Source organism: Vibrio sp. L3-7 (assembly GCF_963898195.1).
In the GTDB taxonomy this organism is placed as follows: Bacteria; Pseudomonadota; Gammaproteobacteria; order Enterobacterales; family Vibrionaceae; genus Vibrio; species Vibrio echinoideorum.
On record NZ_CAWQUW010000023.1, the window covers coordinates 129,292 to 149,901 of the forward strand.

The window sequence follows — 20,610 nt, forward strand, 5'->3', positions numbered from 1 at the left end:
AGAGAGCATAAAAAATGAACAACGAACTTGATATTATTGAGTCTCTGGAAGAGCTAGAAAAATTCCTAATTTCGGTTGAAGCTGGTGGTTTAGGCCTCGAAGGCGTGGAAGGCGTAGGCATGGCAACCAATAACTCTGATGGTCGTCACTTCGTTGCTGTATTCAACAGCAGCCACAAAGTTCTGCTCGCTCGCTGGATCACTAAAGAAATCTTTGAAAATGGCAAAGACTTAGTACGTAACGGTCCACGTCGTTCTCACTAAATCATCCTAACTAAACCTTGGAATCCCAAGAATCAGTTAACAAAGTCGAATGAAGTAAGCCCAATCTGGTTCCTAGCGAATGATTGGGCTTTTTTATGCCTGTTTTTTACTGCTGTCTTAACTGCAATCAAGACCACTCTTCCCTTAACTCGCCCGTATAATTAGCTCGTAGGTAACCATTACTTTGGTGAACAAATCAGCGAAAAACCGAAAAGAGCAGATTATTATGAACTTAAGTCAGACCTCGATGCCTGAGTTGTTGGCGCTGACATTAATGCAGCCCTGTTACTTTGACAATTTTATGACTTGTGGCACGAAGCAAAGTTATCTAAGCTAGCCGCAATTCGACTAGCTAGCTTTAATTATTAACTAATTCAACGACTGACTGATTTGCAAAGCACACCACTACTTTTCTTATCCAAACAGAATCGCCGACAAAAGCATTCTCTTTGGGCGCTTTTTCTTACCGGACTGGTTATCGTAACTTGTCTGGCAAGTACTCTGTCTGCAAACAAAGTAACCACTTCAGCTTCCTTAATTGGACAATCAATACTTGTCGGCGCAGAAACCAGCCACCCACAAGCAAACGTCGCATCTTTCGATAAAATGTCTGAGCTCTATGCCAGTGTTTTCGGTGCTGAAGCGTCTAAAATGCTGACAACACCAAATTCAAGCTCCTGCAGCCTAAGTTCAAAAATGCTCACCTTTGCCACGCCTAAAACGGGCTGGCTGACCCCTTTTGTTCTGCTTCTCGCTGTCGCATTTAACTTACCACCTCACATCTCAAGGTTATCAAGAGATAATCATCGCTCTTCCAGACCAACAAAACTTCGGTTACATCTAAAGCACTGTATATTTAGAGAATAAATAACCGGGCTATTCCACCCTTTTATTTATTTTTTGGAGATACATTTGTGTACAACACACTACTAAATAAGTTTGTCGACTCGTTGACACTCTGCATGCGTACATGCACGAAAACTATAATCATTACCGTTTTGGTTATGACATCATTTACCGCTCTAGCACAGACTACGGGCTGGATAAGTGCACCTGAGCATCCACCTGTAAAAATGCGAATGATGTCGACGGGTGAACAGTCGAATGACGGTTCAACAATTCAAACCATATTGGATGTTGAGCTCGACGGAGACTGGAAAACCTATTGGCGTAGCCCTGGTGAAGGCGGTATTCCACCAAGCTGGGACTGGTCTGATTCAACGAATATAGAATCAGTAGACTGGCACTGGCCGATTCCTAAGTACTACGAACAACTCGGTGTGATGACGTTAGGTTACAAAAAGCACGTCAGCTTTCCAGTTACCTTAACGCTGAAAGACAACACGCAGCCTGCGGTATTCAGAGCCTCTCTCTCATTTCCGTCGTGTACGAATATCTGTGTTTTGACTGACTATGACATCGAACTCCCTATCGACACGCAAACATTGCAGCTCGATGAGGAAGCAATGTTCTTATTCAACCAAGGCATGAGCCAATCTCCACGAGAAGCGAATCGTACCTCAGTTAACGGACTGTTCTGGGACAAGAGTAAACAACAGCTGGTTACTCAGTTAACGAGCAAAGAAGGTTGGGATAAGCCTCAGGTTCTGATCGACGGCCAAGAAGTGAACGATGACTTCTTTGCTCAACCAGCGGTCCACATTACAGGTAATACGTTGACCGCGGTCTACGATGTCAGCAACTGGCTTGGAGAAGTCGACTTAACCGATCGTACTGTGAGTATCACTGTTTCTGATACCAACTTCGCGGAAGAAATGGTTGCACCGGTTAGTTCTAAGCCTATCGCATACCAAGAGAGCAATAATGGTTTTTGGGTGATGCTTGGCTTTGCCCTCATTGGTGGTTTGATACTCAATATCATGCCGTGTGTACTGCCAGTATTAGGGATGAAGTTAAACAGCATCATTCACAACCAAGGCGCATCAAATCGTCACATCCGAATTTCATTCTTAGCTTCAGCTATGGGGGTGATTACCTCCTTCGCGTTGTTGGCCTTTGGCATGACCGTTCTAAAAATGGGTGGTAACGCAATTGGTTGGGGAATCCAATTCCAAAATGTTTGGTTCATTGGTTTCATGTTGATCATCACTTTATTGTTCTCGGTTAACTTGCTCGGTCTATTTGAATTCAGATTGCCATCAAGCATGAACACTTGGATGGCCACCAAAGGTAATGACTCCCACAGCGGTCACTTTGTCCAAGGCATGTTCGCGACACTGCTTGCTACTCCTTGTAGTGCGCCATTCTTAGGTACGGCTGTGGCTTACGCATTAGGGGCGAGTTACCAAGAACTGTGGGCGATATTCATTGCTTTAGGTATAGGTATGAGTGCGCCTTGGTTAATCTTTGCAGCTTTCCCAAGCTTGACCAAACTGCTCCCAAAACCTGGAGCTTGGATGTTCAAGGTCAAGCTAATCTTTGGTTTGATGATGTTTGCCACTAGCTTATGGCTAGCAAGCTTGATGACGCCGTTTATTGGCAAATTCCCAACAATATTACTGTCACTGTTTATTGTGATATCAGTCTTGATTTGGATTGGCCGTAAGTTAGGTCGCAAAGTACTTATTCCTATCGTCGCAACCACAACCTTGGTGTTTGGCGCTGCGTTAATCATAGGAAGTGTTACCGCTGATAATTGGTCAACACCAATTGTTGATGACCTTGCTTGGCAAAAGCTTGACGCGAAACAAATCCCTCAGCTCGTTGAGCAAGGCAAAACGGTATTTGTTGATGTAACAGCAGAATGGTGTATCACCTGTAAAGCCAACAAGATCGGTGTCATTCTTCAAAATCCTGTCTACAACCACCTACAACAAGAAGACATTGTCTTGATGAAAGGCGACTGGACAACACCCAGCGAGAGTGTCACTCAATATCTACAAAGCAATGGACGGTTTGGTGTGCCATTTAACATCGTATATGGGCCAAGCTACACCAACGGTATCCCATTGCCTGTCATTTTAGACAGCGCGACGGTCGTTCAAGCCATCGACGCTGCGAGGTAATGGATGAAGACTCCCAAAAACGCTCTCAGAAACGAAGATAAAGCCACTTCGACTATAGACAACGCTGTAAGTAATGAGGCTCTGAAAAATGAAGCCAACAAGCCAAGTCGTCTTAAGAAGTGGGGTAAAGAACTCGTCTCAATGATACTGATTGTTGGCGTGGTGTCATTTGCCATGGACTTTTATCACAGCAGGAATATGCCTCAGGGAGACGCCATTTCAATCGTTGGCCAATCACTCCAAGGTGAGGATATTGATGTTATCGAGCTAAGCAAAAATGGTAAGCCCGTCATTGTTTATTTTTGGGCAACATGGTGTGGTGCATGCAAATTAGTGAGTCCGACCATTAATAGCTTCAGCGACTCGCATCAAGTGGTGTCAGTCGCCTTGTCATCTGGGTCAGACGAACGTGTTCAGCGGTTTTTGGATGCCAAAGAATATCAATTTCCGACTATCAACGATATTTCAGGATCGATCAGTAGGGATTGGGGAGTCAACGTCACTCCAAGCATTGTCATCATCAAAGATGGAAAAATAAGCAGTATCGCAACAGGCGTTACTTCCCCTATTGGGCTTTGGCTAAGAACCTACTTTTCCTAATAAACCAGGTAAAAGATAAGCCACTTATTAATAGATTTAAATCGCTAAAGACGAACCTCTAGCGGTTACACAAAATTAGAGAATAGAAATGAAAAAGCATCTTATAAGCACATTGATTATTAGCTCATTGATGAGTAGCAGCGCTTTTGCCGAGTTAAACAAAGAACAGACTCAGCAACTTGAAGAAATTAACCAATTTCTAAAAGACAACCCTTCAACGATCTCAGGTTTACATACCAGCTTAGAGCAGTATGTCGCAGGACAAGAGCAAGCGATGAAGGCTCAAGCAGAGAGTCACGACTGGCTGTATAACAATGATGCTCACCCAATTACGGGCAACCCAGATGGTAAATCGGTCATCATTAACTTTACCGATTATAACTGCCCTTACTGTAAACGCTTGGAAAAGGGCTTGGTTCAATTAGCTTCTGAAAACAACGACATCAAAGTGATCAACGTGTACTTATCGTTTAAACAGCAGCAAGTCGACGGCCTCAATACCAATGCCGCTTTATACGCGATGAAAGTATGGAAAGACAACCCAAAAGCATTCCCTGAAGTTAACCGATTACTGATGGCTAAAAGTGGGATTCATTCGAAAGGCTCACTAGAAGCCGTTGCTAAGAAGACGGGAACAGAGGCGGAACTAAAAACAACTCAAGAACAAAGCCAGGTTCTAACCACTAACCATCAAACGTTCAGTGCACTAGGCTTAACGGGCACTCCAACCATGATGATGAACGGAAATACTTTACCGGGATATGTGCCTTACGATCGACTAAAAGACATCGTGGATGACGCTTTTTAATCAATTGTAAATAAGAGAGATAAAGCTCCAAAACTGAAACCGATAAAGCCTACTTGCACAAACTTGCAGTAGGCTTTTTCATTGCTTCGAAATAATAGAACACTTTGAAACAGCAGTTCTGAAATCATGGTTTTGAAACAAAAAAGCAGTCGAAGTGTCACCATCTCGCAACGGGATCTTAATGTATCTTAGTTACTCTGAAAGCAGTTCTGTCGAAGAGTCCATACATGTGACAACTCTAGACAACTGTCCTTTGACCGAGCCTCGCTCGGTCTTTTTTTTGCTGATTTTAAATGACAGAAAATCGTACTGGTTCATCAGCTTAAATCTAACCTAACTAACTCAACAAGCGACATACAAGAGCGCCCGGCTCCCTTAATGCATCGACGTTATAGCTGAGTACACGTCCTACCGATGGTGCATGATAACGACGACATTCATTACCAAAAGCATCGTATTGAATTGCTAACAGATCATCCTGCTCCACACTTTGTAGCAGTTCTACCTGAGGTAACACAAAACCACCAATATCAGCACGAATAGAAACCACATTGTTCCCTTCTATCCAGTCCATTTGAGGCAATGGCTGATTCGACGAAATACGTGCTTCATTAGACTCAAGCATGTCATAGTACGACAGCATATTAACAACGCCATCGACAGCTCTTTGAATCATCTCCGGTTGAGTAAATTTACCCATCCCCACTTCTACCGTAATGCTCGGAATCCCACTGCGATTCCACACCGTTTCAAGAATACCTGGGTCGCCGGGATCATTGAGCACACAATCTGGCTGCATCAATCTAGCCATCTCCAAGCATTGCTCAATTCGGTAATCCGCAAAAACATAGAGAGGATAAACGGCGCCACGAGTTTGGGTATGCAGATCAACAGCAAAAGTGGCATTGTGTTTGAGCAAGCGATCCCACAGAGACGCAACAAAGCGTTCCGCCGCCAAACCTTGCGCATTACCCGGAAAAAGTCGGTTTAGATTAGCAGGGCATGATCCTGGATCAGAAGAGATGAAATCGCGGCTGTGGTTTAACAAACCAGACAAATTCACAGTAGGTACAACGGTCACCGTGCCTTTTAGCTTTTTGCCCACTAAGTCTCTGACAATTTGTTGAGCAGCTAACACACCATTAAGTTCATCACCATGAATACCCGCAGTGACCATCAACTTAGGGCCGTCTTGGCTACCCTTGAAAACAGACACCGGCATATTTTTAGGTTGCCCTAGCCCATCACTGGTGACTTGAAACCAAAACTGATGCTCTCCAACGGGTAAGTCTTCAACATTCAAGGAGCCAATAACCTGCCTACCTTGTAAAACATCGCCTAAGTACTCTGTTTTCATCAAACTTCTCCGTCCTGTTGAGCAAAATCTATTCTTTCTGAGTTTTTGCATCATAGAGGATATCTTAATCAGTACAAACAGTTAATCGGATTACAAGCGCTGTTCCGCCCATAAAGCTCGCTCACATCATCACCACTTATCCCAAATTGAAACTTGGTAAAGTTAGCAATTCAACACACTTAACTTACCTAACCATTCACAAACAGCTCAGTCCATTGAAATAAAAGTGCAATAAAATCAACACTTAAAAAGTTCCCCATTCACGAAAATGTAATTTTATAGAAATGAAAGCTTAATTTATCTGCTCTAAATTAGCTTCATATCGAAACGGAGAGCACATTGCTCACGGATTTTAAAATACAAGGTAAGTGATTATGAAAAAGGCAGTTCTAGCTTCTGCAGTGGTAGCGGCACTAGTTTCAGGTTCATCTCTAGCAGCAACAGTTTACAGCTCTGATGGTACAGAACTTAAAATTGGCGGTCGCGCAGAGTTCCGTGGTGATTTCATCGGGTCAGGCGGTAAAGAAATCGACGGAACCATGAAGAATAAAAGCCGTGTGCGTTTAAATGTTGGCGGTACCACTGAAATCACTAGCGACCTATCTGGTTTCGGTTTCTACGAAGCAGAACAAGGCGTAAATTCATCAGCGGATAACGATGAAACTGATAACTTTAAACAACGCTACATGTACGCTGGACTTGAAGGTAACTTTGGTGCTGTTTCGGTAGGTCGTCAAGATACAGCCGCCGCTCAAATCTCAGAAATGTCGGATGTTACTATCTACTCTGGTGATCAAAAAGCCTTCATTAACGCAGGCAACGAGCAGATCAACAACACGTTTGTATACGCTTATGATGCTGATGCGCTTTCTTTAAAGGCAAGTTTAATCGCTGGCGAAGATAAAGATACTGACGGTTACGGTATCTCTGGTATCTACACATTGCCAATGGGCTTAGGTTTTGGTCTTGGTTATTCTGGTAACGACAACGGTGCTGGTAACGGTTCAGCAACCGCCGTGATCGCTGGTATCAATTATAAGATGGATGCTCTATACCTAGGTGCTACCTATACAATGGGCGACCTAGACGACAAAGCTAAGACTGAGTTTTCCGGTGTAGAAGTCGCGGCTAAGTACAAACTAACAGACCAATTTGAATTGGCTGCTTTGTACCAAAAACAAGAAAAAGACGCGACACAGAACATCACTGTAGATACAGCTGATTTCTTCGAGCTAACGGGTACATACAAGTTCAACAAGTCTATCCGTACTTACGTTGCTTACCAATTAAACAACCTAGACGATGTGAAAATTGCGGGTCTAGAGACACAAAGCGAAGATTCTCTTCGTTTAGGTGTTCGTTACGACTTCTAATCTAAATTGACTTTAGATAAAGACAAAAGGTTGGGCAATTGCCCAACCTTTTTTCATATTCAAATATTCTGACCAACTTCATCAATGCTTTTTCTGGTTTCATTGTGTTAAATCCGTATCATAGGTTAACCACATCAAATAATTAGAAGCATCATGTCACAACACCATCCGATTCAAGGCGCTAGCTGGATGCTAACCGCTGGTTTAGCCTTTGCCGTTATTAACAGCCTAACTCAAATCGCTAGTATTCATTTCGGACTTACTTCTACCACCGTCGCCGTTATCCAATATTCCATTGCTTTGTGCGCCATTCTCCCTTATCTAAAAACTTTGGGTATCCGCCGAGCACTAAGAACCGACAACCTCAAAATGCACGTGATCCGTGTTTTGTTATCCGTTATCGGTATTCAACTTTGGATCTGGGCTCTCGCTTACCCCGTGCCAATTTGGCAAGGCATTGCCCTTCTCATGACCTCTCCACTGTTTGCAACCATAGGTTCTGGCCTTTTCCTCAAAGAAAAAGTTGGAGCAGCTCGTTGGGGTGCAACTCTGGCAGGTTTCATTGGTGCGATGGTCATTCTTGAACCGTGGGGCGAAGATTTTAACTGGGCAACATTATTACCCGTTGGCGCTGCTTTCTTTTGGGCTTGCTACTCACTAATGGTGAAAAAGCTCTCTTCACAAGACAGTCCTTCAACCATGGTGGTCTACCTTTTACTATTGATTACGCCATTTAACATCCTACTTGCTGCTCCAGATTGGCAGACTCCAAGCGGCGGTACGATTTGGGCTATCTTAATTGTCATCGGTGTTATGACGGCACTCGCTCAATGGGCAATTGTAAAAGCCTACTCAGTCGCTGATGCTTCATTCGTACAACCATTTGACCACGCAAAATTACCGCTAAATGTCTTAGCAGGTTGGATTGTATTTAGCTGGGTTCCACCGGGTCGTTTATGGCTCGGGGCTGCTATTATTATTGCGTCAGTCGCATTTATAACGCACTGGGAAACGAAAAAGCCGTCAAAACTGAAGAAAGTTTAGGGTTAGTGAAATAAATAGTTCAACTGTCCGTTCTATATGGATAAGAGAATTCAAACGAGGCCGTAACCATGAAGAAACCAGTCAAGATTACACTATACCGTTGGGCAGGCAGCTGGGGTCCATTTAAAGTTAATATCCCATGTGGGGAATGTACCCTTACCAAAGACATTCTTAAAGATACTTTTGAGAATGAGTTATCAGATGTCGATGTCGAACTGGAAGTGAAAGATTGGTTGTCTCACTGGTGGGAGCCTCTAAAACTGGGCTCTTGGCATGCTCCAATCCTTGTTGTTGAAGGCAAGGTTGTTAGCCAAGGTGAGGCACTCAACCGCGGCGTGTTAGTTCAATCGGTAATTAAAGAATGGACGAAACGAGACAGCTTGAAAGGTAACATTGTTTACGGCAAAGCGACCTGTCCGTTCTGCGTCAAAGCAAAGAAAATGCTTGATGAGGCAGGTGTCGAATATCAATACCACGATGTCGTAAAAGACAGCGCGGCCTTATATCGAATGATCCCTGAAGTGAAAGCGCACATTGGTGAGAAAACGCCGGTAACCGTGCCTCAGATCTGGCTTGATGGTAACTACATCGGTGGAGCTGACAATTTGGAAGCATGGATGAAAGAAAATGGTTTAGACACCATCCCTAACAATGTTGTCGACTTGTCCAACCAATCCGCTAGCTGATCTCGCTCAGAAGAGTCATGAGATTGATGATTAGCGAATAAGTTTTTTGTGTCCATCCACAAAAACGTACAACGATGAAATCATCCATCGTTAATACGAAAAAGGCCTTAAACTTCATCGAGTTTAAGGCCTTTTAAAATTCCGTTTTGGAAAATGCTTACTTAGCCATTTTCTTCATCATTCGCTTAAAGAACGACACTTTCTTCGGCTTTGATTTGCCGTACAATGCTTCATGCATCATGTTTTTTGCTACCATTTGACCAAGGTATGCGTGGCCTAGTTCGTAATTCATGCTTATCTCCGCACATCATCTACTTTTCTTGTGTGCGGATTCTACACTTAAAGCACTCAAAAACAAGATCTAAATCACATTTTAGTGCAATTAGACTCCTCAATTTCATAACGTAGCTTTGAATTGCAGTCTCAAACAAGATTATTTTTAAACAACAACAAGTTAATAGACATGTCCATGTCGATTTAATCATCGTATGTAAAACCATTAAAATCTATTTAACAGCCACTAATAAACCAAGTGTAAACAGTCATAAAAAAAGCAGCTCAAGTGAGCTGCTTTTTTAAATACTAGTACGAAAACGTTAGCTACGCTTTGGCTGCTTATAGGTTTTACCAGCAATTTGGTATGTGTCTTTTTGCTTTAATTCGAACATAGTTTCAAAGAACCAAGCGGCAAATTTGATTAAGTCATCGCCTTCATTCATTACATGCTCGATAAACTCTTGCTCTTCGCCTTGTTCGTTTTCTTGAAGCGTCACGTGGTAAATACGCTTTTCGCCTTCGACTTCAGCTAACGCAAATTGACCAGTCAATGATGCGGCAGCCTCAGAGACTTCGGTATCCTCACTAGATTTCAATAACTCAAGTGCTTGAGGCAGGCCATCTAGTGCGCAGATAGCTTTTACCAGTACTTCAAATTCATTTTGCTGCATGTTGTATTACCTATTAAATGGACCGAAGTATTGTAGGAAACCATCCATACAAATACAACATCTTAACGATGGCACGTTGGACTATCGCGCATTAAGTATTTAACTATATTCCACTTCGGTAGCACCAACTTTCTTATTCATTCTCGTTGAAGACCAAAGTACCCAGCCCATACCAGCAGCAATGATCAGATAAAACACACCAAGTTGCAGATGAGTCGTCACCCAACTTTCAACCAAATATCCACCCAATAAACCAGCCAAACACATTTGAATTGAGCCCGACAAAGCCGATACGGCGCCAGCTTGCTTCTTGTGAGGTTTCAGCAACATGCTAATGGATAGAGGAAAAGATATCCCCTGAGCTATCGCTAACCAAGTAAAGGCCCACACAAGGTTGAAGATGGTTAGCTCGTGAGTGAGCAGCCAGGTGCCTGAAGCCAAAATAATTAAAATCGCAAGGCTCATCAACTGTGGCGTACTGAACCGACGATTAAGCAAGTTTAACGCGACACTACCAATCAATAGCCCTGCCGAAGGCACAATCATCAAAGAACCATACTCAGCAGCGGTTAGCCCAAGTTGTTCTTGCATTAAAAACGGGAACAACGAAAGCGACACCAAACTCGCCAGATAACTCATCCAGTTGTAACTCGCACTACTGATCACTTGTCGATTAGTCAGCAAACGACCATAGTTCTTTACAACTTGAGTAGCGTCGAAGCGGCTTTTCCCATAAGGGAGAGTCTCGGGCAACACAAAGTAGCCTAAGGTAAATATTGCTAGCAAATACAATAGAACAAACAGGAATACGGCCTGCCAGCCTAGGTGAAACGATATCCAACCACCAAACACTGGTGCGATAATGGGCATAATAGACGCGGTCACTGAGATGTAAGACAACGCTTTCGTTAATTGGGGACCATCATAACTGTCCCGAAGCACACTTCGTCCTAATACTGACGCACTACCTGCCCCCAACCCTTGGAGTAATCGTCCTACCTCTAAGGCGTTCATATTGTCAGAAAAAGCAAAACAAACGATAGTACCAACCAAGTAAATACCTTGACCCAATAAAAAAATCGGCCTTCTTCCCACGGCATCAGACATTGGGCCATAGAAAAGCTGAGACAAACCAAATCCCACAAGGAACAATGTTACAAGTAACTGCACATCCACCTGAGTAACACTTAAGTCAGAAGCAATTAATGGTAACGATGGCAAGTAGATACTTACCCCAACTTGTCCTGTTGCGATGATCATCATCGCGAGAAGTAATGGTGTTTTCTTAAAGGTCGATTGGCTCAAAAACTTTCCTCATTGTCTGATTTTTATTCGTAAAATGAGTTTACATTCAAAACTAGTAATTGATAATTAGCTAAATTGGAATTTAATTAAGTCCCAGCAGGAAATAATATGGATTGGATACTCAACGTACAAAGTTATGTAAGAGTGGTAGAGGAAGGCAGCTTCAATGGCGCCGCACGCAAGCTTAATACCACCAGCTCAGCGATCAGCAAAAGGGTCAACTGGCTCGAAGAACGTATTGGCACTCAACTACTCAAACGCACTACCCGTTCGATTAGCCAAACCGAAGCCGGCGCACTTTTTTATCAAAGAGCCAAAGATCAACTTGATAGTTGGCAGTCGATTATAGATGAGACTCGCTCAGTCAACCAAACCCCTGCAGGCTTGTTAAAGATAGGCGCGACCATTGCTGTTGGCTCCAAATTTCTCGTGCAATACCTGGATGATTTCTTAGAAAAATACCCAGACATTAAGGTTCAACTCATCACGACTACATCAGGTCAACTACCCGAGCTTAGCTTGGACCTTGTGATCAGTCGCGAACTGGAGCAACTCAACTCTTTAAGCTTTAAAAAGACCGCATTGTTTGAACACAAAGCTGGGTTCTATGCCGCGCCAAGTTATTTAGCCAAGCACGGTTACCCCTCCTGCGAGCAAGATTTGGAGAAGCACAATTCGTTGATTTGGGGAGAACGTCCTATTCGTGAAGTGACGCTAACCAAAGGCCAACGAATTACTCTCAAAGGCAACTTTGCCACCACCAACCCAGAGGCCTTGTTTCATGCTGCAAAGAGAGGAATGGGCGTGTTGTTAACCATCAAAGCGATGATTAAAGAGGATCTGAAGCAAGGGACATTAGTTCCAGTTTTGCCAAATATAACAGCTGATGAGGTGATGGTTTACGCGTACTACCCTAAGCTTGATTACTCACATACAAGAACAAAGCTATTTTTGGATCACCTGAAAGATAGACTGGATAAAGAACGGATCACTCAGGTTTTTGAATTGGATTCTGTGAAATAAGTCGCAATTTAATTTGAAAAATTATACAACACGGCCAATAATAAACTAGACGCATATCGATAAGCTTACACAAGAACATCAATATGCGTAATCATACATATACAGCTATACAAACACAGCTTACATACTGAATCTGGTTAGCTACGGATGGTGACTATGACTCAACATACGCACAACAGCATGATAGACATGGAACGCATTGGGCGCTTACTTAAATTGGAAGGTATCGACCTTTTAGAGTCGGCCGTGCTCACTTTGCACCAAACATTTGGCACTCAATACACCAGTATCATTGAGAAAAAGTACTTTCCAGATCAAACGGTCCCTTTGGTAATTGCCCATTCAGACCATGTATTGCACGACAAAATAAACGCCCGCCATGGTCAGATCTACCAACAAGCTGTGAATCAAAAACATCCCGATTGCTCATTTGCACAATACATCATTCAATCGTTACCTACATCGGCGTTTAGACAAGAAATAACCTCTCAGAATTCAATCGCTATTCCTACTCGGACTCAAAGTGGTGAAGTAATGGGCGTGCTATTTTCTACGTTTACTTCCCCTCTAAGCCCGGATCAACAGCAAGATGTGATAAAGCACCACCAACTTTTTGCAGATATCATCATCCACACACTAAGGGAAATGTGGTTTAACGATCGTTCTGAACAACTGGTCAATCAACTCAGTTATGAAGTTTCGCACGACAGCCTTACTGGCTTACAAAATCGCAGTTGTTTGTCCGATACTTTAGAATCAATAACTCAACAAAGTATCACTCCATTCACCGTGGCTTTACTCGATATAAATAGTTTCAAAGCCATCAATGATATACATGGTAATTACATTGGCGATAAGGTACTTCAATATGTCGCAGAGACCTTGCGCCGAAATCTACCCGAGAACAACTTAACGTTCCGGACAGCGGGAAACGAGTTTGCCTTCATTACCTACCACTCAGACCCTATAGCTGTGTGCGAACAAATACTGGCTAAGATAAAGCAAGGGTATAGTAACGTCGACATCAAGATCGATTTCGACGTCAGCATTGGTATTGCTCGCTCCGACGGAGATAACAAAGACGTTGAACAGATCATCTTCAACACCAGTTTGGCGTTAAAAGAATGCAAAAAGAGCCTAGATACACACATTCAATGTTATGACACTCATCTAAGAGTTCGCTATCAAAGAAAGACGGAATTGATCGCCGCTTTACGAAACGAACTTGAAACACCAATTTCGCACAGCTTTGTACCTAAAGGGAATGGGATGTACGTGGTTGTGCAGCCAATCGTTGGTCAAAGTGACACTCAATGGAAATACTTCGAGGTACTCACCCGTTGGAAGACTGCCAGACATGGTGATATATCTCCGGTAGAGTTCATTAAAGTAGCAGAGGAGTCGGGGTTAATCGTTGAATTGGGTGAGCGCATTATCGAACTAGTGTGCCATGCAAAAAAAACGTTAGAACAAGGCTTAGGATACAAAATTAAGCTTGGAATAAACTGCTCTGCTCATGAGCTTACCGACTCTAAGCGTTATATTTCCTACCTCACTCGCACCATTGAACAGCATCACTTTAAAGCAAATGAGTTTGTAATTGAATTAACCGAAACAGTGTTGTTATCTCCAACTCAAGAGACGAAATCAGCGCTCAACTATCTAAGAGAGCAAGGTTTTACGATTGCCCTCGACGACTTTGGTACCGGTTATTCCAGTCTAAATTACATCCACAGCTACCCTATCGATTGCATTAAAATTGATGCCATTTTTATTCAAAATTTACTCACTAACTCGACCTCAGAAAGCGTTGTATGGCTGATCATTCAATTAGCTCATAGACTCGACGTAACATTGGTTGCTGAGGGTGTAGAGAAGCGAGAGCAATTAGAAAAACTGCATGCTATGGGGTGTGACAAGATCCAAGGCTATCTTTACTCACCGCCGATGCGACCAGAAGCCATCGTCAGCTATATTACCCACTCAGAACCTCTCACTTAACAGCCATAAGCGAGTAACCTTTGATCTCTTAAAAGACGAAGCCGCAATTCAAAGACAATAATAACGATCAAAAAAGCCGCGAACACCACACTAAATATTTGACTATTTAGCAAGGCGCTCACGGCTTTATAAGTTGGCTTAGTTAAGCGCAGCCAACAAGTAAATCAGTTAGCTATTATTGGATTGCACTTCTAATGCTTTCTTTAATAGCTGATCAGCTTCATCTCTAGCGGCTACAAACGTTGCTTTTTCCTTTTTAGGCACTGAATCTGCCATCGGAATATTTGCTGTCATCGCGTTAACAGGACGACCACGTTCGATCAGCTCGTAATGCAAATGCGCACCTGTCACTCGGCCAGTTTTTCCCGACAAACCAATACGCTGGCCACGAGATACCGTTTGTCCTTTACGAACAAGTATCTTGCTTAAATGCAAATAACGCGTTTTGTAAGTGCTTCCGTGCTGAATAACCACGTAATTACCCGCATAAGGGTGTTTACGCGTCATGATGACTTTGCCGTCACCCGTTGCCTGAACTGGCGTTCCAATTGGGGTCGCGAAATCGGTGCCATTATGTGGCGAAACTCGACCTGTCACTGGATGTAAACGCTTCGGATTAAACTGAGAGCTCTGACGCCAGCCACTGCTTACTGGATAACGCTGGAAAGCACGTTGTAAGCTATCACCTTTCGAATCGTAGTATTGCCCATCGGTATGAAGATAAGCGGAAACCACTCGATTACGGCTAATAATCTTAATCGCTTCAATTTCACGCTTCCCGGTTGCAACACCATCAACAAATTGAGCTTTCTGAAGGACTTCAAACTGGTCGCCAGCACGTAAATCTCGGCTAAAGTTCAGCTTGTCTTTGAGCAATGTGACAATGTGGTCAATCTCAAGGCTGTTCAGGCCAGCTTTATTCGCCGACATAGAAAAGCTACCTTGAATGTCACCCACTAGAGGCTTTTGCTTCCATACGCCGGGAATAGAGATATCTTCAAATTCATAAGAACTATCTTCAAGTCGTCGGTAAACCACTTTATCAGCAACGCTAAATTGAAGTTCCATTTTGGAAAGATCACCCGTCGCCTCATTACGCCAAAATCGCAATGTATTACCAGGGCGAAGCGTGTCTAAAGCAAGGAAGTTTAAATCGGTTTCCATCACGCTCATCATCGATTTATACGAAAATCCAAGTTGAGTGAAGATGCTACTCAAGTTATCACCCGTTTGAATTTGGTACTCAAATGTCGGCGGTTCAATAACAGTAACAGAAGAAGATGACAGAATTGACTCAATAACCGTTGAGTCCGGTAAATTCAGATCGACGGTTTTCGTCAGATCCGATGGCGAAGATTGCAGAGCAACACCAATCGCTGCAATAAGTGGCAATCCTAAAATAGCTACTTTTTTAACAGATGAAAGCTCAGCAAACGGAGAGGAAAATATTTTTGAATACACGGTAAACAGGTCTTTCTGCGATATAAAGGCATAGGATATGCTTTTCAAACGCATAAATCATCAATGCATTGTCATAATATGATGTGAATCTGCCCACTTTGAGCTAAGTCATTGAGTTACCGTAAGCGAAAAACCACTTCACGATGAATAAAATTAATCGCCGAATTTGAAAACAAAAAAGCAGAAACGGCTAGTTTCTGCTTTTTATTGATTGACGTTATTCCGTTTCGCCTAATTAATAGCCGAAACAAATCAGTTACTATTTTAATAAAAAGAAATACTTAAAACAGTAACAACCTCTTCCTTACGGCAAGCAAAGGGGTTCAGACCAGCGCATAACATTTCTTATACCGACAACACGCTGCGAGCGATTAAGCACTAACCGTAGATACTAGGGAGTTGTCTTCACCAAACTCATTCGCGATGTAACGATCAGCATTCGAGTCATTTACCCATTGTTGGTCATCAACGAGGTAACGGAATTGAAACTCCCCACCTTTAGGTAGGCGCGTTTTGAATTTGTAAACTTTACCTTTTGCCAGCTTTTTCATTGGCGTTGCTTTCCAATCAAGAAAGTCGGCAACAATAGAGACTGAATTCGCTTCTTGAGCTTCTAGCTCGAAGGTCACTTCAACTTCATCTTTCGTCTTAAAAAAACGTTTGTTAATCATTCGCAAGCTCCATTTGTAAAAATAAGCAGACACAAAGCAAAGTGTGTCTAAATTTCATTCATCTACTTAAGATAATATGTAATTTAGCTCACATAAACAACAGATCCTTGCACTAACAGAAACCTTATTGCTTACCAATAGATTGCGTATCAAAATAAAAGCTCATTAATACCTTTTCAGATGGTGGTTCTGTAAATGATTGTTCCGAAGAATGCTGAGTAAAGCCGATAAAACCTTCCCCAGTGAGTTTATTCTTCGCTTGAAGGTTTTTCTGTTCCATAACGTCTAAAGTTTGAATCTGTATACGATCACCCAAGAAAAGCTGATCAACCAACACGACTCGGCTTCGCTGTTTATCGTGTTTAAACAGACCTAGGTAATAAAACACGCCGCTGCCTTGATTTGAGACCCACATAGGCGAAACAAAGAAGCGTGCTTTGCCAAGCGTGACAGCTGAAAGGTTATTGGTGTCTACGGTGACCACACCACGCTCAACACCTGAATCATAGCGTCCAAAGGCTAAAGCTCTAGGTTCATCGACTTCATTAATAAAAGCGTACGCATTAGTTTCAGGAACTTTAATTGTCCATGGGTTGGTTGTCTTCAAATCAAAAACGGTTTCAACAACAGGGTCATAACTGACTTGAGAAGAAGGAAACTTCGCCAAGATCTCTTCGTCACTTAAGCTAAAGCGATAAATACCCGCCAGTATCACCACAACCAACATGACAATTGGAATCAGTAAAATCAGAGGTATAGGTAAGATTTTCTTTTTCATAAGCAATTATATTCTTTTGTTTTCATCCAGTTGTGCAGACCATAAAGGGCTTTAGTATAATTATCAATACAGGGTTAACTAGAAGTGGAGCATGGATGGATATCAATCATATTAAAGATAGAAATATCAGAAGTTGCGAATGCCGCTGTGGAGCCGTCAACCTAGTATGCAGAGGCGAACCTCAACGAACCTCTGTATGCCATTGCTATGAATGTCAGAAACGCACCGGAAGTGTGTTTGGTGTTCAGGCTAGATACCCAATAGAGCAAGTGACATTAAATGGCGAAGTGACCTCCTTTTCTCGCATAAGTGATACCGGAAATGAAGTCACTTATCAGTTTTGTCCTAAGTGCGGCACAACTATGCTCTTACAATCCGTTGCTGCTGCCGATTTTTATATCGTCCCATTAGGGCTGTTTAAGGAACAAGATTTCCCCTTACCAAGCTTTTCAGTCTACGAAGAAAGGAAACACGGTTGGGTCAAATTCGACCATCAAATGAGTCACTACAACTAGCTTTTTACTGACCTTTATCTCTATAAAGCAGCAGCATTAAAACAAACTGCAATACTGTTGCCTAAGATCAAATATCAATGCTCCACAACGCTAGCGTATCTTTTCGCTAGCGTTATAATCTTGCTCCTCCTTTTTTAACCCGGAATGAACCGCATGATTTCTAAGCTACCTCGCTGGGTTGAATACGGCGCCTTATTGTTAGCTGGCCTGGCTGGTAGCGTTAATGCTATTGGATTACTTGGTTTCCAGCATCAAGCCATCTCTCATATCTCAGGCACCATGTCTTTGTTAGGCAGTAGCTTGCTCACTCCAACGTCGGCTTCTGTACACCTTTTACTGGTAGTAATGAGCTTTATGTTAGGTGCAGCTTTCAGCGGGTTCTTTATTGAGAACCAAGCACTAAAGCTAGGACACCGTTATGGTGTCGCTTTGTGTATTGAAGGTGGGTTGCTATTTTTAGCGCTTTGGGCGCTCTTACAAGGCTACACGTCAGGTCAATACTTCGCTTCAGCCGCATGTGGCTTACAAAACGCCATGATAACGACTTACAGCGGTGCGATCATTCGAACAACGCACATGAGCGGGATCATCACGGATCTTGGGATCATGATTGGTGCTCGCTTAAAGGGGATGCCTTTTGACCGTCGTAAAGCCAAACTGCTGATGTTCATTGTGGTTGGCTTTCTGTTTGGTGGTTTAAGCGGTGCTTGTCTGTTCCAGCGCTTTGAAATTTTGGCGCTGGCTTTCCCTGCCTCTTTCGCCTTCATTATCGCATTTAGCTACTGGCTCTACCTGACCTATCGAACTGAAACGCCAGTCAATTTATAAATATCTGGCAATATATCTTCAAGTTACGTAACATCCGCAACACTTTATTCTAAACTCTTAATGAGTTGCAGAATAACCAGTGTGAATAGTTAGCGATATTTGATGAATAGTATTGCAAGCACTATCAATACTGGGTAATCTTGCAGCCAATGAGAAAATACGGATGTTTAGAGAATAAAAACGCCAAGGATGTGGCTTTTTTACATGTAGAAATACGAGAACAATTAACATGTCTAACAACACGAATACTGCTCAACCAGAGAAATCTAAAGGCAGTTTCTGGGTTTTCTTAATCCCATCTCTGATTGGTTTATTCCTTTTCATGGCACCAATCAGCTACCAAGGTGATCTAACGATCCCTGTCGCTATTCTAGCCAAATCAATTCAAGCGGTTTTCGGTGAGTCTCTAGTTGCTATTATCACTGCAATCGTTGCCTTCATGTCTGTAGCTTCCGTTTTAAGCACCATTTTCAAGCCTGCATTCATTACATCGAACTCATTTTTAAACGGCCTTTTCAACCCATCTCCACTGTGGTTGTTGGTTCGTCTTATTGGCGGTGCTGCAGCATTCATGGCTTTCTTCCAAGTCGGCCCTGAATTTATTTGGGAAGAGAACACCGGTGGCTTAGTCCTAGAAGGGCTATTGCCGACTCTATTTTCAGTGTTTATCTTTGCAGGTTTACTATTACCACTTCTACTTAACTTCGGTTTGTTAGAGCTGTTCGGTACGCTGTTAAGCAAAGTAATGCGTCCAATCTTCAACCTGCCAGGTCGTAGTGCTATCGACTGTATGGCTTCTTGGTTAGGTGATGGCAGCGTTGGTATCCTGCTTACAAGCAAACAGTACGAGAAGAAATTCTACACGCAGCGTGAAGCTGCAGTTGTTGGTACGACTTTCTCTGCAGTATCTATCACGTTCAGCCTTGTGGTTATTGCTCAAGTAGAGCTAGAGCACCTATTTCTACCTTTCTACGCAGCAATCTGTCTAGCGGGTATTGTGGCTGCGGTAATCATCCCTCGCCTTCCGCCACTAAGCATGAAGAAAGACACCTTCATTGATGGCAGCAAGCCTGACAAAGACGCTGACGCGATCCCTGCAGGTCACTCAACATTCTCTTGGGGTCTTGAGCTAGCAGTAAACAAAGCATCACAAGTTAAATCAGCTAAGTCAGTATTTGCTGAAGGCATCCGTAACGCCGTGGATATGGTATTTGGCGTACTGCCTGTGGTGATGGGCCTTGGTACGATGGCACTGGTTATTGCGGAATACACATCGGTATTCTCATTCCTAGGTCAACCTTTCATTCCATTCCTAGAGCTACTTGGTGTTCCTGAAGCGGTTGCAGCATCTGAAACCATCGTGGTTGGTTTTGCAGACATGTTCATCCCGGCAATCCTTGCGGCTTCTATCGACAACGAAATGACTCGCTTTGTTATTGCAGCAATGTCGGTAACTCAGCTGATCTACATGTCTGAAGTAGGTGCTCTGCTTCTAGGCAGTAAGATTCCAGTGAACATCCTCGAGCTGTTTATTATCTTTATTCTGCGTACGTTAATTACACTTCCGGTTATCGCTGGTGTAGCACATCTAATATTCTAAATTAGACCCTACTGATATAGCGTAATTAAGAACTATTTTATAAAGCCTCACTTTTGTGGGGCTTTATATTGCCAGTCAATACATTCCCTACCCGCTTAAAATACATTCACCCACCCACCGGAAGTACATCCAATATATAAAATTGGCATATCATTTAATTTCATATCTGTTTACCTTCCTTCTCGTCTGAGAATAGAAAACAACACACATAAACGCTAAATTAATACATTCTTAATGCTCTTACACTCCGATTAAACCAATTCTTCAACTCATTGAACCAAATAACAAAAGTAGCAAATATGTAAATAAGTGAATTTTGCATTG

20 protein-coding genes are annotated in these 20,610 nt (G+C 42.7%); 13 read left to right on the forward strand and 7 right to left on the reverse strand.

Features of this window, described 5'->3' with window-relative positions; all coding sequences use genetic code 11:
• The first annotated feature begins 14 nt into the window (after positions 1–14).
• From AACW75_RS15630 to AACW75_RS15650, 5 genes are all read left to right on the forward strand, one after another.
• Complete coding sequence (locus tag AACW75_RS15630) at positions 15–263, forward strand: hypothetical protein (protein ID WP_145569061.1); 249 nt, start codon at positions 15–17, stop codon at positions 261–263.
• A gap of 390 nt (positions 264–653) precedes the next feature.
• Positions 654–1,130: a hypothetical protein gene (locus AACW75_RS15635; RefSeq protein ID WP_186437169.1), complete on the forward strand. Its 477-nt coding sequence runs from the start codon at positions 654–656 to the stop codon at positions 1,128–1,130.
• 95 nt (positions 1,131–1,225) lie between these two features.
• Complete coding sequence (locus AACW75_RS15640) at positions 1,226–3,289, forward strand: protein-disulfide reductase DsbD family protein (RefSeq protein WP_145569508.1); 2,064 nt, start codon at positions 1,226–1,228, stop codon at positions 3,287–3,289.
• Between the two features lie 3 nt (positions 3,290–3,292).
• The gene (locus AACW75_RS15645) at positions 3,293–3,889 is read left to right on the forward strand and encodes a protein disulfide oxidoreductase (protein ID WP_145569060.1); all 597 of its coding nucleotides are present in this window, start codon (positions 3,293–3,295) and stop codon (positions 3,887–3,889) included.
• Between the two features lie 88 nt (positions 3,890–3,977).
• A complete protein-coding gene (locus AACW75_RS15650) occupies positions 3,978–4,697 on the forward strand; it encodes a DsbA family protein (protein ID WP_102551452.1) in 720 nt (239 codons plus the stop codon).
• 337 nt (positions 4,698–5,034) lie between these two features.
• Here the strand turns inward: AACW75_RS15650 and AACW75_RS15655 are convergent, their stop codons facing one another.
• Positions 5,035–6,054, reverse strand: a complete 1,020-nt coding sequence (locus tag AACW75_RS15655; protein WP_017074799.1) for a succinylglutamate desuccinylase/aspartoacylase family protein — start codon at positions 6,052–6,054, stop codon at positions 5,035–5,037.
• Between the two features lie 374 nt (positions 6,055–6,428).
• On the opposite strand from AACW75_RS15655, the gene AACW75_RS15660 reads away from it, so the two are divergent.
• From AACW75_RS15660 to AACW75_RS15670, 3 genes are all read left to right on the forward strand, one after another.
• The gene (locus tag AACW75_RS15660; RefSeq protein ID WP_029225027.1) at positions 6,429–7,427 is read left to right on the forward strand and encodes a porin; all 999 of its coding nucleotides are present in this window, start codon (positions 6,429–6,431) and stop codon (positions 7,425–7,427) included.
• Between the two features lie 153 nt (positions 7,428–7,580).
• The gene (locus AACW75_RS15665) at positions 7,581–8,471 is read left to right on the forward strand and encodes a DMT family transporter (RefSeq protein WP_145569058.1); all 891 of its coding nucleotides are present in this window, start codon (positions 7,581–7,583) and stop codon (positions 8,469–8,471) included.
• 68 nt (positions 8,472–8,539) lie between these two features.
• Positions 8,540–9,157, forward strand: a complete 618-nt coding sequence (locus AACW75_RS15670; protein ID WP_017074796.1) for a glutaredoxin domain-containing protein — start codon at positions 8,540–8,542, stop codon at positions 9,155–9,157.
• Positions 9,158–9,314: 157 nt separating this feature from the next.
• Here the strand turns inward: AACW75_RS15670 and AACW75_RS15675 are convergent, their stop codons facing one another.
• From AACW75_RS15675 to AACW75_RS15685, 3 genes are all read right to left on the reverse strand, one after another.
• Positions 9,315–9,449, reverse strand: coding sequence for a hypothetical protein (locus AACW75_RS15675; protein ID WP_017074795.1), 135 nt, complete (start codon positions 9,447–9,449; stop codon positions 9,315–9,317).
• Between the two features lie 304 nt (positions 9,450–9,753).
• Positions 9,754–10,104: a hypothetical protein gene (locus AACW75_RS15680; protein WP_017074794.1), complete on the reverse strand. Its 351-nt coding sequence runs from the start codon at positions 10,102–10,104 to the stop codon at positions 9,754–9,756.
• A gap of 99 nt (positions 10,105–10,203) precedes the next feature.
• A complete protein-coding gene (locus AACW75_RS15685) occupies positions 10,204–11,409 on the reverse strand; it encodes a multidrug effflux MFS transporter (RefSeq protein ID WP_145569056.1) in 1,206 nt (401 codons plus the stop codon).
• Between the two features lie 108 nt (positions 11,410–11,517).
• Between AACW75_RS15685 and AACW75_RS15690 the strand changes: the two genes are divergently transcribed.
• Both AACW75_RS15690 and AACW75_RS15695 read left to right on the forward strand, forming a co-directional pair.
• Positions 11,518–12,432 (forward strand): LysR family transcriptional regulator, encoded by a 915-nt coding sequence (locus AACW75_RS15690; RefSeq protein WP_102551449.1) that lies wholly within the window; start codon positions 11,518–11,520, stop codon positions 12,430–12,432.
• Positions 12,433–12,588: 156 nt separating this feature from the next.
• Entirely contained in the window at positions 12,589–14,433 is a 1,845-nt protein-coding gene (locus tag AACW75_RS15695) for a putative bifunctional diguanylate cyclase/phosphodiesterase (RefSeq protein WP_145569054.1), read from the forward strand.
• A 168-nt stretch (positions 14,434–14,601) separates the two neighbouring features.
• Here the strand turns inward: AACW75_RS15695 and AACW75_RS15700 are convergent, their stop codons facing one another.
• From AACW75_RS15700 to AACW75_RS15710, 3 genes are all read right to left on the reverse strand, one after another.
• A complete protein-coding gene (locus AACW75_RS15700) occupies positions 14,602–15,894 on the reverse strand; it encodes a peptidoglycan DD-metalloendopeptidase family protein (RefSeq protein WP_145569506.1) in 1,293 nt (430 codons plus the stop codon).
• Between the two features lie 371 nt (positions 15,895–16,265).
• The gene (locus tag AACW75_RS15705) at positions 16,266–16,565 is read right to left on the reverse strand and encodes an isoamylase early set domain-containing protein (RefSeq protein WP_145569052.1); all 300 of its coding nucleotides are present in this window, start codon (positions 16,563–16,565) and stop codon (positions 16,266–16,268) included.
• 124 nt (positions 16,566–16,689) lie between these two features.
• The gene (locus tag AACW75_RS15710; protein WP_135457379.1) at positions 16,690–17,343 is read right to left on the reverse strand and encodes a hypothetical protein; all 654 of its coding nucleotides are present in this window, start codon (positions 17,341–17,343) and stop codon (positions 16,690–16,692) included.
• Positions 17,344–17,375: 32 nt separating this feature from the next.
• Here AACW75_RS15710 and AACW75_RS15715 point away from each other — a divergent pair, with 32 nt between their 5' ends.
• The 3 genes from AACW75_RS15715 (at position 17,376) to AACW75_RS15725 (ending at position 20,286) form a co-directional block, all read left to right on the forward strand.
• Entirely contained in the window at positions 17,376–17,858 is a 483-nt protein-coding gene (locus tag AACW75_RS15715; protein ID WP_186437066.1) for a GFA family protein, read from the forward strand.
• A 153-nt stretch (positions 17,859–18,011) separates the two neighbouring features.
• The gene (locus AACW75_RS15720) at positions 18,012–18,686 is read left to right on the forward strand and encodes a YoaK family protein (protein WP_145569050.1); all 675 of its coding nucleotides are present in this window, start codon (positions 18,012–18,014) and stop codon (positions 18,684–18,686) included.
• Positions 18,687–18,915: 229 nt separating this feature from the next.
• Positions 18,916–20,286, forward strand: a complete 1,371-nt coding sequence (locus AACW75_RS15725; protein WP_145569048.1) for a YjiH family protein — start codon at positions 18,916–18,918, stop codon at positions 20,284–20,286.
• The last annotated feature ends 324 nt before the right edge of the window (positions 20,287–20,610 follow it).

Coding starts and splice junctions, on each gene's coding strand:
- AACW75_RS15630 (WP_145569061.1), top strand. CDS start 15: ATGAACAACGAACTTGATATTATTGAGTCTCTGGAAGAGCTAGAAAAA.
- AACW75_RS15640 (WP_145569508.1), top strand. CDS start 1,226: ATGCGTACATGCACGAAAACTATAATCATTACCGTTTTGGTTATGACA.
- AACW75_RS15645 (WP_145569060.1), top strand. CDS start 3,293: ATGAAGACTCCCAAAAACGCTCTCAGAAACGAAGATAAAGCCACTTCG.
- AACW75_RS15650 (WP_102551452.1), top strand. CDS start 3,978: ATGAAAAAGCATCTTATAAGCACATTGATTATTAGCTCATTGATGAGT.
- AACW75_RS15655 (WP_017074799.1), bottom strand. CDS start 6,054: ATGAAAACAGAGTACTTAGGCGATGTTTTACAAGGTAGGCAGGTTATT.
- AACW75_RS15660 (WP_029225027.1), top strand. CDS start 6,429: ATGAAAAAGGCAGTTCTAGCTTCTGCAGTGGTAGCGGCACTAGTTTCA.
- AACW75_RS15665 (WP_145569058.1), top strand. CDS start 7,581: ATGTCACAACACCATCCGATTCAAGGCGCTAGCTGGATGCTAACCGCT.
- AACW75_RS15670 (WP_017074796.1), top strand. CDS start 8,540: ATGAAGAAACCAGTCAAGATTACACTATACCGTTGGGCAGGCAGCTGG.
- AACW75_RS15675 (WP_017074795.1), bottom strand. CDS start 9,449: ATGAATTACGAACTAGGCCACGCATACCTTGGTCAAATGGTAGCAAAA.
- AACW75_RS15680 (WP_017074794.1), bottom strand. CDS start 10,104: ATGCAGCAAAATGAATTTGAAGTACTGGTAAAAGCTATCTGCGCACTA.
- AACW75_RS15690 (WP_102551449.1), top strand. CDS start 11,518: ATGGATTGGATACTCAACGTACAAAGTTATGTAAGAGTGGTAGAGGAA.
- AACW75_RS15695 (WP_145569054.1), top strand. CDS start 12,589: ATGACTCAACATACGCACAACAGCATGATAGACATGGAACGCATTGGG.
- AACW75_RS15705 (WP_145569052.1), bottom strand. CDS start 16,565: ATGATTAACAAACGTTTTTTTAAGACGAAAGATGAAGTTGAAGTGACC.
- AACW75_RS15710 (WP_135457379.1), bottom strand. CDS start 17,343: ATGAAAAAGAAAATCTTACCTATACCTCTGATTTTACTGATTCCAATT.
- AACW75_RS15720 (WP_145569050.1), top strand. CDS start 18,012: ATGATTTCTAAGCTACCTCGCTGGGTTGAATACGGCGCCTTATTGTTA.
- AACW75_RS15725 (WP_145569048.1), top strand. CDS start 18,916: ATGTCTAACAACACGAATACTGCTCAACCAGAGAAATCTAAAGGCAGT.